We start from the raw sequence: 16095 nt of genomic DNA, 5'->3' as shown, positions 1-16095 counted from the left end.
GCCCCCTGGACGGGGGACGGCGCCTCGTCGCATTGGTGGCGAGGGCTCCCATCAGATGCTTAGGTGAACCCAGTGCGTACGTCCGGTCACTGCGCGGTGATGGGAGGCGGGGCTGATGGGCAAGGATCTCTCCGTGCCGGCGTTCACCCCGAGGCATCGCCCCGCCCATCGGCAAAAGGTCCACCGCTGCCTCGAGGCCCTGGCCCAGATGCTCGACGACGACGCGTTGGACGCGGAAGGCCGTACCACCGGCCTCGAGATCGAGCTCAACCTGATGGACCCGGACGCCGAGCCGGCCATGCGCAACGCCGAGATCCTGGCCAACCTGGCCGACCCGTCGTTCCAGACCGAGCTGGGCCAGTTCAATCTCGAGCTGAACGCCCGGCCGCGGCTGATTTCCGGGCGGGGCTTCGCCGACTACGAGGCGGACATCCTGGAGAGCCTGGCCCGCGCCGAGGACCGGGCCGGCAAGGCGGACTGCACGATCGTGATGATCGGCTGCCTGCCCACCCTGACCCAGGAGCACCTGGTGCTCGACAACCTGTCGGCCAACGAGCGCTACCGGGCCCTGAACGATCAGATGGCCGGCGCGCGCGGTGAGGACTTCGTGGTGGACATCCGCGGCGAGGAGCGGCTGACCACTGCCACCGACTCGATCGCCCCCGAGGCGGCGTGCACCAGCGTGCAATTCCACCTGCAGGTCCCACCGGAGGCATTCGCCGCGCACTGGAACGCGTCGCAGGCGATCGCCGCGGTGCAGGTGGCGATCGGCGCGAACTCGCCCTATCTCTACGGTCGCCGGCTGTGGGCCGAGACCCGGATCGCGCTCTTCGAGCAGGCCACCGACACCCGGCCGGACGAGCTCAAGATCCAGGGGGTACGCCCGCGGGTGTGGTTCGGCGAGCGGTGGATCACGTCGGTGTTCGACCTGTTCGAGGAGAACGTACGGTTCTTCGCGCCCCTGCTGCCGGTGCTGGACGAGGAGGACCCGCTGGCCGTCCTGCGCGACGGCGGCGTGCCGAAACTGGCCGAGCTGTGCCTGCACAACGGGACGGTCTATCGCTGGAACCGGCCGGTCTACGGGATCATGAACGGTCGCCCGCACCTGCGGGTGGAGAACCGGGTGTTGCCGGCCGGCCCGACCGTGGTCGACCTGTTGGCCAACGCCGCCTTCTACTTCGGGGTGGTGCGGCAGCTCGCCGAGGAGGAACGGCCGATCTGGTCACGCCTGCCGTTCGAGGTGGCGGAGCGGAACTTCCACGAGGCGGCGCGGTGGGGGATCGAGGCGGACGTGCGCTGGCCCGGGCTGGGCGGGCTGCCGGTCACCGACCTGGTGCGGCGGGAGCTGCTGCCGAAGGCGTACCTCGGGCTGGAGAAGTACGGGGTGCGGGCGGCCGACCGGGACCGTCTGCTCGGCGTGATCGAGGACCGCTGCCGGACGCGGCGCAACGGCGCGGTGTGGCAGTCGGAGGCGGTGTGCGCGGCGGAACGACACCGGGGGCTGGACCGGGCGGCGGCGCTGCACGACATGCTGCTGCGATACAGCCTGCTGCAACACGCGAACCAGCCGGTGCACACCTGGCCGGTGGCGTGACGATCGAGCGCCACCCGCCGCGGCGTTCCCACTCAGCCGGCTTGCGTTGCCCACCCCGCCGCCGCCTCCCCCACCCCGGGCACTGGGTGGGCTGAAGGTTAGGCGGTCGGTATGACACTTTTCCCGCGGCGTCCACAGGCTGTGCCGGCTATTTGTCGCCGGGGTTGATCTCCGCGATGGGCGGGCTGGCCGGGGGAGCCGCGACGGTCGACTTGCGAGGGATCTTGAGTTCGGCGGTTTCCACGTCGTCCTGCGTCCGGCCCTTGTCGCGGCGCAGGCGAGCGGCGATGGACGGCTTCACATCGCCTTTCTCGGCCGGCCTGGCTCCAGCGGTCCCCCCCGGCCGCGGCGCGCCGGCGGGCTTGGGCGCCGCAGCACGCTTGGCCGCGGCGGCGGATCCCTCTTGGCGCGGCTTCTCTTCGTGTGGCTCTTCCTCGCGCTGTGCCGGCGCGCGGCCGGATCCGGCGGGACGCAGCTCGGCGGTCGGCTCCTCACCGGCAGCCGCGGCACGCTCCCCGCGCTGAGCTGCGGCACGCTCCTCGGCCGCGGCGCGCTCTTCCCGCTCAGCTGCGGCACGCTCCTCGCGCGCAGCCACGGAACTCGCCCCACGCGGCCTCGGCGCCCGGCCGAACCTGCGCGACCCCGACTCCGACTCCGACTCCGACCGCGACCGCGACTCCGACTCCGACTCCGGTCCCGACCGCGACCCCGACCTGGACCGGGCAGGCGCCTCCCCGGCCGGAACAGCCGCCGAGCCACTGGCGGCCGGCGGCGCCGGACGGTGCAACTCGTCACGCTCACGCTGGGCGGCCCGCTGCCCACGGGAGACCATCAGCGCGGAGCCGGCCAGGCCAGAGAGCACCGCGTAGGGCGCGATGAGATACGCGGACTGCAGCTGACCCACAGCACCGGTCAGCTGCGGCGCGAGCAGCAGGAACGCCGCCGCCACCAGCACCGGCCCGACCGCGCCGGACAGCGCCGTGCCCACCCCGAGGTCGCCGCGCTTGACCGCCGGCGCGGCCGCGATGACCCCGAGCAGGAACGCGGCGAACACCGTGATCAGCGCGCTCGGCCAGTAGATCGTGCCGTACCGCTGGTCGTCGCCCAGCGGCGCGAACTGCCAGCTGGTCAGGTACGTCGCCGCGGGACGGCCGCCGGTCAGCTCCACCACGATGGCCGTCGCGGCCAGTGTCCACAGGTATGCCGACGTGCCGATCAGGTTGGCCGCCACCGGGCCCGAGACCACCGCCCAGTACGCGATGACGATGCCGAACGCGACGCCGATCAGCGCGTACACGGCCGCCGTGGTCTGCGGTGGCAACGACCCGCCGGCGCGTACCGCGGAACGAGCCGGCAGCGCGACCAGCGCGACCGTGAGCAGCGCACCGATCCCCGCCGCGCAGGAGAACGCCAATCGCAAGGGCCCGGAGGGCCGAGTCGGCTCGCCGCGCAGCGCCGCCGCGATCATCGCGCCGAAGACCGTCGAGCTGGCCGCGATCCACGTCGCCCAGCCGAGGCTGCCCAGCCAGACGCTGTCATCACCGGTGGGCGCGACCGGCCAGACCACCACGCCCAGGCCGTAGCCGAGGCCGAGCTGAGCGGCGCCCGTCGCGGCTGCCACCCCGGCCGCCACGGCCACCTGAGTAGTCACACCCTTCGCCGCCATGCGCGGCACTGTAGCGGGACCGGACGACAGCCGCGAACGCCGTCCTCAGCCCCGCCACCACCCCTGACCGGACCGAAGGCGTCTCATTGCCCCACGCTCACTGCTCAGGTCCGTCAAGATTGGGTACGTTGCTGGGCCTGAGGATGAGAGGGAGCCGCGGATGTCCGACGAGACCCGGCAGTTCTCGCCGTTCGACGACGATGACGACGACCAGAACCGGGTGCAGCAGAATCACCCGGACGATGCGACCGTCGTGACGCCGCGCCCGGACGTTCCCGCCCGCCCGGACACTCCCGCCCGCCCGGACGCCACCGCGGTGATGCCCGGCGCTCAGGCCGGGGGCTGGGCCGCCGACGACGCCGCCTGGGCCGGCCGTGCCAAGGTGCGCGCGCCGCGGCCGAGCCAGGACGACTGGGCCACCTCGAGCTGGGACGGAGCGCCGCCACCTCCGCCGGGCGAGTCGAGCCGCAAGTGGTGGATGCCGATCGTGGTGGGGATCGTCGCGCTGATCCTTTTGGGCGCACTGGGCTGGGGGATCTACCTGATCACGAGTGCGGAGGACGGCGACACGGAACCGGCGGCGCCGTCCGCTCCCGCCACGGCGACCACCCGGGCGCCGGAGACCACGGAGCCGACCACGACCGCGCCGACCACGACGCCACCGACCACCACTGCGGCGACCACCGAGCCCGCCGACACCGAGGTCGCGGTGCCGGCGCTGGTCGGTCTGTCGCAGGGGGAGGCACAGCAGGCGCTCGTGCGGCGCGGTCTCACCTTCCGGGTGATCGTCCGCAACGGCGAGGCGACGCCGGGCACAGTGATCGACAGTGACCCGCCCGAGGGTCAGGAGGTGCCGTCGGGCACCACCGTCACGCTCGTCGTCGCCGCCGAGCGGACCACTCCGCCGACGTCGCCGCAGACCACGACGCCGACCGCCGGATAGATCTCAGCGGGGCGTGCGCACCCGGATCGGGCCGGTGCTGTGGCCGGGCTGGCGGCTGTTGCGGGTCCGCGGGTCCGGCGCCTTGCCGACCTGACGCAGACCGTTGACCTGCACGAAAATCGATCGTCGCTCGACCGCGTCCCCGCCCGCGTTGAGCTCGTAGCCGTCCAGCCAGATCCAGCCGTCGTAGGTGGGCCAGTCGTGCACCCGAATGACGCGGAACAGCATCGGCGCCGTGAACTGGACACTGGCCGCCTTCGTCACGTGTATGACATCGCCGGACCGAGGTAGCACGTCATCTCCTGTCCTGAAACCGTCGCGGGGTGGCAAATACGGCACTGCGATGAGGGATGCTCCAGTGTGCCCGGTGTCGGCTCCAACATGGACATCGGCGCACTGAGGGGTCCGGTTCTCCGCCCTGATCACTTCCGAACAAGAAGTGACGCGAGCCATACCGAAGAGATTGCACTACCTTCCGTATTGATGCAAGTTGCATGTCAGCCGTCCGTGATTGTTTGATCACGGTGGACGGTTGTACCGACAAAAGATCAACGGAACACTGGGCTGGTGAATGCCCGTCGAAGTCCCACCATCCGCCGCCGAAGACTGGGTGCAGAACTGCGACGACATCGCGAAGCGGCCGGCGTCACGATAGACGTAGTGGCCGAGCGGCTGGGGTTCTCTCCCTCGAAGGTGTCGCGAATCGAAACCGGACATAACAGCGCAACTCCGCGCGATGTGTCCGAGCTGCTGACCTTTTATGGCGTGGAAACTCACGAAGCCCAGGAACTGGTTCAGATAGCCCGCGAAGCACGGCAAAAGGGATGGTGGCATCCCTACAGCGCGGTCCTGGTGGGCGCGTATGTCGGGCTCGAGGCGGCCGCCCGCAGGGTGCGTACATATGAGCAGCAGGTCATTCCGGGATTGCTGCAGACGGAGAATTACGCCTTGGCGATGATCCGTGCCGCTCGATCGAGTGACTCCGTCAAGGAAATCGATCGACGGGTGCATGTCCGGCTCGCGAGGCAGTCGTTATTGACCCAGGACGATGCCGTCGATCTACACGTCGTGCTGGACGAGGCGGTGCTCAGCCGGCCGGTCGGCGGCGATGACGTGATGCGCGAGCAGCTGGCCCGCCTGATCGAGGTGCACGAGCAGCCGAACGTCACGCTCCAGGTGCTGCCGTTCGCCGCCGGTGCGCACGCCGGCATGGACGGCCCGTTCACGATCCTCGACTTCCCCGATCCGGGGGATGCGGACGTGGTGTACGCCGAGAACGCGACCGGAGGGCTTTTCCTGGAGAAGGAAGAGGAGTTGAAGAAGTACCACTCGATCTTCGACGCCCTCGCCTCGGCGGCCCTCGGCCCGGAGGAGTCGACGAGGATGCTCGCGATGTTGATGAAGGAGCCTTTGTGGAGATCACGACCAAGGGATTCAGGCTCGACCTGAGCAGCGCACAGTGGTTCAAGAGTTCCTGGAGCGGGCCGAACTGCGACAACTGCGTCGAGGTGGCATTCGTCGACGACGCGATCGCGGTCCGCGACTCGAAGAACCCCACCGGACCCGCATTGATCTTCACCGCCGCGGAATGGGATGCGTTCGTCGGCGGAGCCAAGGACGGCGAGTTCGACCTCTGAGTCCCACGATGGGCCGCACCCCGGTGATCGCTTACGGTCACCGGGGTCCCTGACGCTGGCCGTCCATTTGTCCCATTTGCCGTCGCCGGAACGCACCCGTCTCGTTGCACTGAACAAGCGCGGGCCGGACCGCGGGTTGGACACTTCAGGCGAGGCAACGATGAACATGGGTTCCGAGAACCTGAGCAACGGATCGGCGACGGCGCAGGACCGGTTCAGCGGCGGGGTCAGTGCGTACCGGCAGAACCGCCGGGAGGCGTCCCTGTCCTCCGACACCGACGGTGAGCTGGTCACCCGTCGTGACAGCGCCCCGCTGCCGACGCGCTCGCCGGGCCTCACCCAGGGTCTCGAGCCGTCCAGCGCGCTCGATCGTGCCGCCAAGCTGCCGTCGCTGGACATGCAGGGCCTGACCGAGCCGGTCTTCTCGTCGTCGAGCTGGGCCGACGTGCCGTCCACGTCGTCGTCGATGGCGGACCACCCGCTGCTGCGCGGGCTGTTGCTGGAGCTGCCGGCCCGCGGCGTGATGCCGCCGTCGGAGTGGCTGGACCGCTGGTTCGAGGCGGCCCGGTCCATCCTCGAGCTGCTCTACGTGCAGGAAGCCCGCAAGAAGTAGGCCCTCCTCACGGCACCAGTTGCTTGGGCAGCCGCTTCAGCGGGGCGATCACGCCGACGCTGAGGCGGCTGTGCCGCAGCCCGTGCCGGATGGCGATGGCGGTCACGGCGACACCGGCCACGGTGACCGCGATGCCGGCCACCACCGCGCCGGACACCTCGACGCCTGGCCTGCCCACCAGGCCCGCGGCGATGGGCAGGCCGATCAGCGCGGTCAGGCCGGCGACCTGGAGCGGCGCGGCGATCAGCGGGTGCGCGGCCGCGGCGAGCAGGCCGGGCGGGATGGGCGCGTGCGCCGAGGCGAGCGCCGCCGCGCCGCGACGGACCTGGCCGAGGCGCCGCCGGGTGACGGTCAGGACCACGATCGCGGGTACGAGAGCCAGCAGCAGCGCCGTGGCCGCGGGGGACGGGCCGGCCATGATCGTGGTGATCACCGGCGCGGCCAGGAAGACGAGCCCACCGACACCGACCAGAGTGGACAGCAGAGCGGCACGCCGGCGCATCGCCGCGGCCGTCAGCGCGGTCGGCAGGCCGTCGGCCAGAAGCCCGGCGGCGATCCAGACAACGGCGAGGGCGCCGATCAGGGCGATGTCAGTCGTGATGCTCACATCGACCAGACTTCACCGATCGCGCAAGTCGCGGAACCGGGTTACCACCGAGCGTCTCCCCTAGGGGGAACGCTACGTTCCCGAACGTTCACGCCGGGTGATCAACCCTCTGGGCGAAGTGGACAATCACCCTTGTTGAGACGTGACGAGGGCCCTAGTGTCGGGTCACGGACTCGACCTGGGGAGGTCGGCCGGGGCCTCTGTCACCAGGGGTCCCGGCATCGTTCTCAGACCGCGAAGCCCTGCACCGGCTCGTCGGTGGCCGGCGGCGGCGTCGCCTTCCACGCGCCCGAGCGCTGGGCGGCGAGCCGCGCCAGATAGTTCGGGTTCAGCAGGATGTATCGCCGCCACAGGCGCTTGGGCTCCAGACCCAGCCGCCAGAGCCACTCGAGCGAGTATTTCTGCATCCAGGCGGGCGGGTTCTTCAACAGGCCGGCGTGATAGTCGAAGGCGGCGCCGACGGCCAGCAGCGGCATGTCGAGCAGCGGACGCATCGCGTACGTGAAGACCTCCTGGCGCGGGCAGCCGAGCCCGACCAGCACGATGCGGGCGCCCGAGGCCTTGATGCGCTCGGCGATCTCGGCCGGCTCGCCCGGCTGGGCGCCGCGGAACTTGGACGCCTCCACGCCGGCGATCTTCAGCGCCGGGAACTTGCCCTCGAGCGCCGGGACGAGCCGGTCGAGGGTCGGCTGCGTGGAGCCGTAGAGGTAGACCGGCAGCCCCTCGGCGGCCGCCTGCTCCAGCACCCGCAAGGTCAGCGTGGGGCCGTAGACCCGGTCGCCGAGCTGGGCGTGGTGCAGCAGGTTGAGCGCGCCGCGCACCGGCTGGCCGTCGGGGGTGACCAGGTCGAACGAGTTGAGCCGGGCGTTGTGGGCCGGGTCCTGGACGCCGGTCATCACACCGTGCACGGCCAGCGCCGTGACCGCGTAGGGCCGGCGCTCGCGGGCCGCCTCCAGGATCCGGGCGGTGGCCGCCTCGTAGTCGACGATGTCGACCAGGACGCCCAGCACGTTGCCCTTGCCCTTGTCGATCATGTCTGCGGCACCCATTTGCCGACGTTGGCCTCGTAGATCTCCTGCAGGATCATCGGCACGTCGTAGACCTGCTTCCACTCCGGGTAGTCGGCCTCGAAGCGGGCGTTCGACCCGATCCACCACTTGTGGTCGCCGACCCGGTTGTCCTCGACGTATTCGGTGCGCATCTCCTGGCCGGAGATCTTCTCGGCCAGCGCGAAGGCCTCCAGGTGCGACGAGTTGGAGAAGCGGCCGCCGCCCAGGTTGTAGACGGCGCCCGAGCGCGGGGCCCGGAAGAACGCCTCGAACGCGGTCAGCACGTCGTGGCTGTGGATCGAGTCGCGGACCATCTTGCCCTTGTACCCGAAGATCTTGTAGACGCGGCGCTCCATGTTGCAGCGCATCACGTAGCCCAGGTAGCCGTGCAGCTCGGTGGCGGAGTGGGCCGGCCCGGTCAGCGTGCCGCCGCGGAACAGGGCGGTCTTCATGCCGAAGTAGCGGCCGTACTCCTGGACCATGACGTCCGCCGCGACCTTCGACGCGCCGAACACCGAGTGCAGGCACTGGTCGATCGACATGTCCTCGGTGATGCCCAGGAAGTAGGGGTGGTCCTCGGGCAGCTCCCAGCGCGTTTCGAGCTCGGTGTAGGGCAGCGTGTTGGGCCGGTCGCCGTAGACCTTGTTGGTCGAGCAGTGGATCACCGGGGTGTCGATGGCATGGTCCCGCACGTTCTGCAGGATGTTCAGCGTGCCGGTGGCGTTGATGTCGAAGTCGGTGAAGGGGTCGCGGACGGCCCAGTCGTGCGACGGCTGCGCCGCGGTGTGGATGACCACGGCCAGGTCCTTGCCGTAGCGCTGGAAGATCTTGGTGAGCGCGTCCCGGTCGCGGATGTCGATGCCGTGATGGGAGTACGAGGCACCGAGCTCGTCGGCGAGCTTCCGCACGTTCCACGCGGTCGAGGCCTCGGCCCCGAAGAACTCCTGCCGCATGTCGTTGTCGATGCCGACGACGTCGAGCCCGAGCCCGGCGAAGTGGCGGACCGCCTCCGAGCCGATCAGTCCTCCGGACCCGGTAACCAGGGCGACACCCACGAAAGCTCCCAACCCAGACCTACAGAAACAGCCGCGAGCATAGCCCCCGGCGCGCACCCCCGAAAATTTCGGACGCGCCCGATCGAATCACCGGATCGTGGCGTGTCCGGGGTGCCTCAACGACGAACGGCCAGGCGATCGCCTGGCCGTTGATCTGGTGGGGATGGGGGGAGTTGAACCCCCACGTCCTTTCGGACACACGGACCTGAACCGTGCGCGTCTGCCATTCCGCCACATCCCCGTGACGCATCGCGAGCTGCGACAGATTAGGCTGTCCCAGTCACATCCCGAAGCTAAGAAGCCCCGCAACGCCGAGAACATTAGCACGGCGCTGAGGGGCGTTATACGAGGGTCAGAAGTGCCGGTCGCTCTTCACAGGGACGCGGAAGCGGCGGCCGGATACCATCATGTCCTCGGAACCCGAGGAGGAGCCGGTGAGCGTGCTGCAGCGCTTCGAAAAGCGGTTGGAAGGCCTGGTCGAGGGGGCCTTCGCGAAGGTGTTCAAGGGTGTCGTGCACCCGGTGGAGATTCTCAACGCCATGCAGCGGGAGGCAGAGGCGCACAAGGCCATCCTCGCCGGTGGCCGCACGCTGGTGCCGAACCGTTATGTCATAGATCTCTCGCCCTACGATCACAGCCGGCTGGCGCCGTACGCCGCCGCACTGGCCCAGGAGCTGGCCCAGTCGCAGGCGGAGTTCATCGGTGAGCAGGCCTGGACGGTCTACGGCGACGTGATAGTCGAGATCGAGCGGGGCGACGGGCTCGACACGGGCATGTTCCGGGTCACCGCCGAGGTCTACACCGGCGGCGAGGTGGCCCCGGTGCAGCAGCCCGCGTACGACGCGGGTCCGCAGTACGCACCGTACGACCAGCAGCAGCAGGGCTATCAGCCGCACGGCGGCGGGCACAACGGCCGCAACGTCGGCCTGGTGTCCGGCGACGGGCGCACGTACCCGCTGCAGATGGGCTCGACCGTGATCGGCCGTGGCGACCAGGCCAACCTGCGCCTGCCGGACGTCGGCATCTCCCGCCGGCACGCCCGGCTGGACTACGACGGCAGCCAGGTCGTGCTGACCGATCTCGGGTCGACCAACGGCACCATGGTGAACGGTCAGCGGGTCTCCGCCGTCGCGCTCAACCCGGGCGACATGATCCAGCTGGGCACCACCACGTTGACGTTCCGAGTGGACGGCTAGGTTCCTTGCCTGAATTCGTCCTCACCGTTGCCCGGTTCGGCTTCCTCATCCTGCTGTGGATCTTCGTGTTCACGGTGGTCGGGGTCATTCGCCGGGACCTCTTCGCCGGTGTGCGCTCCAAGAGCATCGTGGCCTCCCCCCGAGGGGTGGGCGGCGGTGCTGCCATGCAGGGCGCTCCGGCGAAGGCGAAACGGGGTAAGGCGGCGCGTCAGCTCGTCGTCACCGCCGGTCAGCTCGCCGGCACCCGGATCACCCTTGGTGAGGCACAGATCACGATCGGACGGGCCGAGGACTCCACCCTCGTCATCACCGACGACTACGCCTCGGCCCGGCACGCCCGGCTCGTGCCGCGGGACGGTCAGTGGTTCGTCGAGGACCTCGGCTCGACGAACGGGACCTACCTGGATCGCGGTAAGGTCTCCGGGCCCACCCCCGTCCCGCTAGGCGTGCCGATCCGCATCGGCCGCACTTCACTCGAGTTACGGCCATGACCCTGACCCTGCGCTACGCCGCCCAGAGCGACCGCGGTCTGATCCGAGACGGTAATCAGGATTCCGTCTACGCCGGACCGCGGCTGCTCGCCGTCGCCGACGGCATGGGCGGGATGGCCGCCGGCGACGTCGCGAGCAACATCGTGATCGCCGCGATGGCCCCGCTGGACGAGGACGTCCCCGGCGATGCGCTGGTGGACGCCCTCCGGCACGCCGTGGGCACGGCCAACCAGACGTTGCGCGACACGGTCGACGCCAACCCGCACCTCGAGGGCATGGGCACCACCCTGACCGCGGTGCTCTTCTCCGGCAGCAAGATCGGCATGGTGCACATCGGCGACAGCCGGGCCTATCTGCTGCGCCAGGGCGAGTTCGCCCAGATCACCAAGGACGACACGTACGTCCAGATGCTGGTCGACGAGGGCCGGATCAGTCCCGAGGAGGCCAGCAGCCACCCGCAGCGCTCGCTGCTCACCCGGGCGCTCGACGGCCGCGACATCGACCCGGAGTATTCGGTCCGCCAGGTGCTGAAGGGTGACCGCTACCTGATCTGCAGCGACGGCCTCTCCGGCGTCGTCAGCGCGGAGACCATCGGCGACAGCATGCGCGACATCCCCGACCCGCAGGCGTGCGTGGAGCGGCTGGTGCAGCTCGCGCTGCGCGGCGGCGGGCCGGACAACATCACCGTGGTGATCGCGGACGCGACCGACGCGGACATCATGGAGCAGGCGCCGATCGTGGGCGGCGCGGCCGCTCGCGACCGGGGCAACAACACGGTGGCCGATGCTTCGACGGCCGCCGCACGGGCCGCCGCCCTGCAGGGCCCGCCGCGCCCGGCGCAGCCGGACGGCGCGGCCTACGAGAGCCAGGAGCCGGAGCCGAAACGGCATCCGGTGCGTACCAGTCTGCTCCTGCTCGTGCTCCTCGCCATGCTCGGCGGTGGCCTCTACCTGGGCTGGAACTACACCCAGAAGCAGTACTACGTCGGCGCGACCGACGCCGGTCAGCTGGCGATATTCCGGGGCGTGCCGGGTGAGGTCGCCGGGCTCGACCTGTCCAGCGTCAACGAGACCAGCGACGCGCGGCTCGAAGACCTCACCACCACCGCGCAGGACAGGGTCAAGCAGGGCATCCTCGCCGACAGCCGGCCCGACGCCCAGCGTCGCCTCGCCGAGCTGGTCGCCGACGGCCCCACGAACCCCAACCTGAAGCCGGTGTGCGCGCCGGTGCCAACATCGTCTTCGTCGGCCGCACCGGCCGTTTCCGCATCGCAACCCGCCGTGCCGACCACGGCCGGAGGAACCTCCGCACCAGGCCGGACCACCGCCCCCTCGGCGCCGGCCTCCGCGCCCGTCAGCACGCCGGACGCTCCGCCCTCCGACGCCGCACCGCCGGTCATCAACCCGCCCGGCTGCCGGCCGGTCGACTGAGCATCCGCTCAACACGTCTGGGGATGGCTTCTTGACCGCGCCCGCAGTACCGGCTCCCACACCCTCGACCACGGGTGCGATGCCGCGTATCCCGGGGCTGAAGACGCACCGCAACGCCGAGCTGGCGCTGCTGGCCTGCGCGATGGTGCTGGTCGTCGTCTACAGCTGGACGGTCGAGGCCAACCAGTACGACAAGGTCTCGCCGGCGTTCTGGGTGCCGGCGGCGCTGCTGAGCATCCTGTTCTTCGGCCTGCACATGGTGGTCCGGTTCGCCGCCCCCTACGCCGACCCGGTGCTGATCCCGGCGGTCGCGCTGATCAACGGGCTGGGTGTCGGCTTCCTGCGGCGGCTGGACATCGCGCGGGCCATCGCCCGGAAGCTTCCGGAGCCGGGCATCTTCTCCGGCACCAGCGGCCGGCAGCTGGCCTGGACGCTGGCGTCGCTGATCCTGGCCGCGGTGCTGCTGCTGGTCATCCGCGATCACAAGGTGGTGTCGCGGTACGCGTACACCCTTGGTCTGGTCGGCATCGTGCTGGTGATGATCCCGGCCGTGCTGCCGGCCAGCATGTCGGAGATCAACGGCGCGAAGCTGTGGATCAAGCTGGGCGGGTTCACCATCCAGCCCGGTGAGTTCGCCAAGCTGGCCCTGGTCTCGTTCTTCGCGTATTACCTCGTGCGCAAACGCGAGGTGTTGTCGCTGGCGAGCAAACGGTTCCTGGGCATCGACTTCCCGCGCGGCCGCGACCTCGGCCCGGTGGTCACCGTCTGGCTGCTCAGCCTCCTGGTCCTGGTGTTCGAGAAGGACCTCGGAACGGCGCTGCTGTACTTCGGACTGTTCGTGGTGACGCTCTACGTCGCCACCGAGCGGGCGAGCTGGCTGATCATCGGTCTGCTGATGTTCTTCGGCGGCGTCTACATCGCGTACCTTCTGGGCGCCTCCGTCGGCGGCCCGTTCGCGAACTTCTACGACCGCGCCCAGGTGTGGCTCGACCCGTTCAACGCCGCGAACTACAACCGCACCGGCGGCAGCTATCAGCTGGTCCAGGGCCTGCTGGGGCTGGGCACCGGTGGCCTGTTCGGCACCGGCCCGGGGGCCGGCTCGCCCAGCTACGTGCCCGAGGTGCGCACCGACTTCATCTTCGCCGGCCTCGGTGAGGAGATCGGCCTGTTCGGACTGTCCGCGCTGCTGATGATCTATTTGCTGATCGTCGAGCGTGGCCTGCGCGCGGCCATCGCGGTGCGCGACTCGTTCGGCAAGCTCGTCGCCGGTGGCCTCGCCTTCACGCTGGGGTTGCAGGTCTTCGTCATCGTGGGTGGCATCACCGGGTTGATCCCGCTGACCGGGCAGACAACGCCGTTCCTGTCCGCCGGAGGCTCGTCGCTCATGGCGAACTGGCTACTGGTCGCCATGCTGCTCCGAATCTCCGATGCGGGCCGGCGCCCGGCCTCGCAGGATCGCGCGGTCGGGCCGAAACAGCCGCCGGCCCAGTTGCACGGCGCCATGACGGAGGTGATCAAGCCGTGAACGCACCACTGCGCAAGGCCGGCGTGGTCATCCTCGTGCTGTTCGCGCTGCTCTTCGCCAACCTCAACTGGGTGCAGGGCTACAAGGCCGACGACTACCGCACCAGCGACTACAACCGCCGGGTGACGGTGGCCGAGTACGAACGCCCGCGCGGCATCATCGAGGCCGGCGGGCAGCCGCTGGCCAACAACAAGGCCACCGACGGGGAGCTGAAGTTCCAGCGGGTCTACCCCGAGAAGGAGGTCTACGCCCCGATCATCGGCTACAAGCCGGTGAGCAACGCGGAGACCGGCATCGAGCGCAGCGAGGACGAGTTCCTGGCCGGGACCAGCGACCAGCTGATCGGCGACCGGCTGAGCGACATGTTCACCGGGGAGAACACCGGCGGCGGCAACGTGGTGCTGACCGTCAAGCCCCGGGCGCAGGAGGTGGCCTGGAAGGAGATGACCGGCAACGACCGGGGCGTGAAGCGCGGCGCGGCGGTGGCGATCGATCCGCGTACCGGCGCGGTCCAGGCCATGGTCTCGATGCCCAGCTACGACCCGAACCCGCTGGCCAGCCACGACGAGAAGACCTTCGCCGCGGCGTTCAAGAAGCTGAACGCCGACAAGGAGCAGCCGCTGCTCAACCGGGCCACCAGCGCGACGCTGCCGCCCGGCTCGACGATGAAGGTGATCATCTCGGCCGCCGCGCTGCAGGCCGGCAAGACGCAGCAGGACGAGCTTGCGGCCGGGCAGTCGTACACCCCGCCGGGCAGCGGTGCCCCGATCCGCAACGCCGAGGACGAGACCTGCCCCGGCGCGCAGACCACCTTCAAGCAGGCGCTCACCGAGAGCTGCAACACCGCGTACGCCCGGCTGGGTGTGGAGCTGGGCGCCGAGAAGGTGAAGAAGGCCGCACAGGACTTCGGCTTCGGGCAGCAGGACCTGACCGTCGGCGACCTGGAGGGCGACGGGCTGACGGTCGCGGCCAGCGAGACCGGGGCGATGGCCAACCCGGACGGCGGCACCGACCAGGCAGCGCTGGCGCAGTCGTCGATCGGCCAGCGTGACGTGCGGATGACGCCGCTGCTGGGCGCGATGATCGCCGCAACGGTGGCGAACGACGGTAAGCAGATGCGGCCGTACCTGGTGCAGCAGCTGCTCGACTCCGAGCGCCGGCCGGTCCGCAACGCCAGCCCCAAGGTCCTGCGTACCCCGATCAACGCGCAGGTCGCCGGCGACCTGCGCGAGATGATGATCAGCGTCGTCGAGAACGGCACCGGCCGGCGCGCCAAGATCAGCGGCTTCGAGGTCGGCGGTAAGACCGGCACCGCGCAGAACGCCGAGAACAAGCCGCCGCACGGCTGGTTCATCGGGTTCGCCTTCAACGAGAAGGGTGAGGCGGTCTCCGCGTCGTGCGTCATGCTGGAGAACGTTGAGGGCGGACACGCCAGCGCCGTCGCGGCCGAGATCTCCGGGAAGATCATGCGGGCAGCGGCCGATCGGGGAGGGGACTGAGATGATCAGCCCTGGGGTGACCCTCGGTGGCCGATACCGCCTGGACGAGCGCATCGCCGGCGGTGGGATGGGCGACGTGTGGCGCGGCACCGACGAGGTGCTGGGCCGGACGGTCGCGGTGAAGATCCTGCTTCCCGCCCTGCTGGACGAGCCCGGCTTCGCCGAGCGGTTCCGCGGCGAGGCGCGCACCATGGCGACCATCAATCACCCCGGCGTCGTGGACGTCTACGACTACGGCAGCGATCAGCAGCTCGCGTTCCTGGTCATGGAGTATGTCGAGGGCGACGCCCTGTCCCGCACCCTGAGCCGGGTCGGCCGGCTCACCCCGGCGCGCACGATGGCGCTGGTGGCGCAGGCCGCGGACGCGCTGCAGGCCGCCCACGCGAACGGGATCGTCCACCGCGACGTCAAACCGGGCAACCTTCTGGTACGCCCGAACGGCACGCTGGTCCTGACCGACTTCGGCATCGCCCGGTCGGCGCTGGTGGGGCAGCTGACCGTGGCCGGGTCGGTGCTCGGCACGGCCTCGTACATCTCACCCGAGCAGGCCTCCGGCGCGGTCGCCACGGCCGCCTCCGACGTGTACGCACTCGGCGTGGTCGCGTACCAGTGCCTCTCCGGGCACCGGCCGTTCGACGGCGCCACCCCGATCGAGATCGCCATGAAGCACGTCCGGGACCTCCCGCGCCCGCTTCCGGCGGACATCCCGCCACAGGTCCGGCAGATCGTCGACCGCGCCATGGCGAAGGACCCGGGCGCCCGCTGGCCCACCGCGGCCGCCATGGCCGGG

General features: G+C 70.0%; 16 protein-coding genes and 1 tRNA gene. 11 read left to right on the top strand and 6 right to left on the bottom strand.

The features are described 5' to 3' along the window. Positions 1 to 115: 115 nt before the first annotated feature. Positions 116 to 1594, top strand: coding sequence for a glutamate-cysteine ligase family protein (locus tag AB0M20_RS04905; protein ID WP_364293849.1), 1479 nt, complete (start codon positions 116 to 118; stop codon positions 1592 to 1594). A 148-nt stretch (positions 1595 to 1742) separates the two neighbouring features. Here AB0M20_RS04905 and AB0M20_RS04900 read toward each other — a convergent pair whose 3' ends face one another. Continuing rightward, positions 1743 to 3260, bottom strand: coding sequence for a Hansenula MRAKII killer toxin-resistant protein 1 (locus AB0M20_RS04900; protein WP_364293846.1), 1518 nt, complete (start codon positions 3258 to 3260; stop codon positions 1743 to 1745). Between the two features lie 160 nt (positions 3261 to 3420). Here AB0M20_RS04900 and AB0M20_RS04895 point away from each other — a divergent pair, with 160 nt between their 5' ends. After that, positions 3421 to 4203, top strand: coding sequence for a PASTA domain-containing protein (locus tag AB0M20_RS04895; RefSeq protein WP_364293843.1), 783 nt, complete (start codon positions 3421 to 3423; stop codon positions 4201 to 4203). 3 nt (positions 4204 to 4206) lie between these two features. Here the strand turns inward: AB0M20_RS04895 and AB0M20_RS04890 are convergent, their stop codons facing one another. Continuing rightward, positions 4207 to 4497: a hypothetical protein gene (locus AB0M20_RS04890; protein ID WP_364293840.1), complete on the bottom strand. Its 291-nt coding sequence runs from the start codon at positions 4495 to 4497 to the stop codon at positions 4207 to 4209. A gap of 273 nt (positions 4498 to 4770) precedes the next feature. Between AB0M20_RS04890 and AB0M20_RS04885 the strand changes: the two genes are divergently transcribed. From AB0M20_RS04885 to AB0M20_RS04875, 3 genes are all read left to right on the top strand, one after another. Continuing rightward, complete coding sequence (locus tag AB0M20_RS04885) at positions 4771 to 5652, top strand: helix-turn-helix transcriptional regulator (RefSeq protein WP_364293837.1); 882 nt, start codon at positions 4771 to 4773, stop codon at positions 5650 to 5652. After that, on the top strand, positions 5622 to 5840 hold the full coding sequence (locus AB0M20_RS04880; protein ID WP_364293852.1) for a DUF397 domain-containing protein: 219 nt from the start codon (positions 5622 to 5624) through the stop codon (positions 5838 to 5840). The genes AB0M20_RS04885 and AB0M20_RS04880 overlap by 31 nt, the downstream gene beginning before the upstream one ends. A gap of 160 nt (positions 5841 to 6000) precedes the next feature. Beyond that, on the top strand, positions 6001 to 6453 hold the full coding sequence (locus tag AB0M20_RS04875; protein WP_364293834.1) for a hypothetical protein: 453 nt from the start codon (positions 6001 to 6003) through the stop codon (positions 6451 to 6453). Between the two features lie 7 nt (positions 6454 to 6460). Here AB0M20_RS04875 and AB0M20_RS04870 read toward each other — a convergent pair whose 3' ends face one another. From AB0M20_RS04870 to AB0M20_RS04855, 4 genes are all read right to left on the bottom strand, one after another. Next, a complete protein-coding gene (locus AB0M20_RS04870) occupies positions 6461 to 7060 on the bottom strand; it encodes a hypothetical protein (protein WP_364293831.1) in 600 nt (199 codons plus the stop codon). A 227-nt stretch (positions 7061 to 7287) separates the two neighbouring features. Further along, on the bottom strand, positions 7288 to 8109 hold the full coding sequence (locus AB0M20_RS04865; RefSeq protein ID WP_364293828.1) for a WecB/TagA/CpsF family glycosyltransferase: 822 nt from the start codon (positions 8107 to 8109) through the stop codon (positions 7288 to 7290). Continuing rightward, positions 8091 to 9164, bottom strand: coding sequence for an NAD-dependent epimerase/dehydratase family protein (locus tag AB0M20_RS04860; protein WP_364293825.1), 1074 nt, complete (start codon positions 9162 to 9164; stop codon positions 8091 to 8093). Before AB0M20_RS04860 ends, AB0M20_RS04865 begins: the two co-directional genes overlap by 19 nt. A 155-nt stretch (positions 9165 to 9319) precedes the next feature. Then, positions 9320 to 9405: transfer RNA gene (locus AB0M20_RS04855), tRNA-Leu, on the bottom strand. A 166-nt stretch (positions 9406 to 9571) separates the two neighbouring features. Between AB0M20_RS04855 and AB0M20_RS04850 the strand changes: the two genes are divergently transcribed. The 6 genes from AB0M20_RS04850 to AB0M20_RS04825 form a co-directional block, all read left to right on the top strand. After that, the gene (locus tag AB0M20_RS04850; RefSeq protein WP_364293822.1) at positions 9572 to 10360 is read left to right on the top strand and encodes a DUF3662 and FHA domain-containing protein; all 789 of its coding nucleotides are present in this window, start codon (positions 9572 to 9574) and stop codon (positions 10358 to 10360) included. Positions 10361 to 10365: 5 nt separating this feature from the next. After that, positions 10366 to 10851 (top strand): FHA domain-containing protein, encoded by a 486-nt coding sequence (locus AB0M20_RS04845; RefSeq protein WP_364293819.1) that lies wholly within the window; start codon positions 10366 to 10368, stop codon positions 10849 to 10851. Continuing rightward, entirely contained in the window at positions 10848 to 12281 is a 1434-nt protein-coding gene (locus AB0M20_RS04840) for a protein phosphatase 2C domain-containing protein (RefSeq protein WP_364293816.1), read from the top strand. The genes AB0M20_RS04845 and AB0M20_RS04840 overlap by 4 nt, the downstream gene beginning before the upstream one ends. 79 nt (positions 12282 to 12360) lie before the next feature. Continuing rightward, positions 12361 to 13806 (top strand): FtsW/RodA/SpoVE family cell cycle protein, encoded by a 1446-nt coding sequence (locus AB0M20_RS04835; RefSeq protein ID WP_364293813.1) that lies wholly within the window; start codon positions 12361 to 12363, stop codon positions 13804 to 13806. Then, a complete protein-coding gene (locus AB0M20_RS04830; RefSeq protein ID WP_364293810.1) occupies positions 13803 to 15305 on the top strand; it encodes a penicillin-binding protein 2 in 1503 nt (500 codons plus the stop codon). The genes AB0M20_RS04835 and AB0M20_RS04830 overlap by 4 nt, the downstream gene beginning before the upstream one ends. Before the next feature lies 1 nt (position 15306). Next, positions 15307 to 16095 (top strand): serine/threonine-protein kinase (locus tag AB0M20_RS04825; RefSeq protein ID WP_364293807.1); only part of this gene is annotated, 789 nt, incomplete at its 3' end.

Source organism: Actinoplanes sp. NPDC051633 (assembly GCF_040681735.1).
In the GTDB taxonomy this organism is placed as follows: domain Bacteria; phylum Actinomycetota; class Actinomycetes; order Mycobacteriales; family Micromonosporaceae; genus Actinoplanes.
Note: the sequence above shows the minus strand (reverse complement) of the source record. Positions and strands in the feature narration are given on the sequence as shown.

What these genes read in the sequence shown, in the direction of transcription:
- AB0M20_RS04835 (WP_364293813.1), top strand. Translation starts at nt 12,361, where the DNA reads ATGCCGCGTATCCCGGGGCTGAAGACGCACCGCAACGCCGAGCTGGCG.
- AB0M20_RS04905 (WP_364293849.1), top strand. Translation starts at nt 116, where the DNA reads ATGGGCAAGGATCTCTCCGTGCCGGCGTTCACCCCGAGGCATCGCCCC.
- AB0M20_RS04865 (WP_364293828.1), bottom strand. Translation starts at nt 8,109, where the DNA reads ATGGGTGCCGCAGACATGATCGACAAGGGCAAGGGCAACGTGCTGGGC.
- AB0M20_RS04895 (WP_364293843.1), top strand. Translation starts at nt 3,421, where the DNA reads ATGTCCGACGAGACCCGGCAGTTCTCGCCGTTCGACGACGATGACGAC.
- AB0M20_RS04840 (WP_364293816.1), top strand. Translation starts at nt 10,848, where the DNA reads ATGACCCTGACCCTGCGCTACGCCGCCCAGAGCGACCGCGGTCTGATC.
- AB0M20_RS04900 (WP_364293846.1), bottom strand. Translation starts at nt 3,260, where the DNA reads ATGGCGGCGAAGGGTGTGACTACTCAGGTGGCCGTGGCGGCCGGGGTG.
- AB0M20_RS04875 (WP_364293834.1), top strand. Translation starts at nt 6,001, where the DNA reads ATGAACATGGGTTCCGAGAACCTGAGCAACGGATCGGCGACGGCGCAG.
- AB0M20_RS04850 (WP_364293822.1), top strand. Translation starts at nt 9,572, where the DNA reads ATGTCCTCGGAACCCGAGGAGGAGCCGGTGAGCGTGCTGCAGCGCTTC.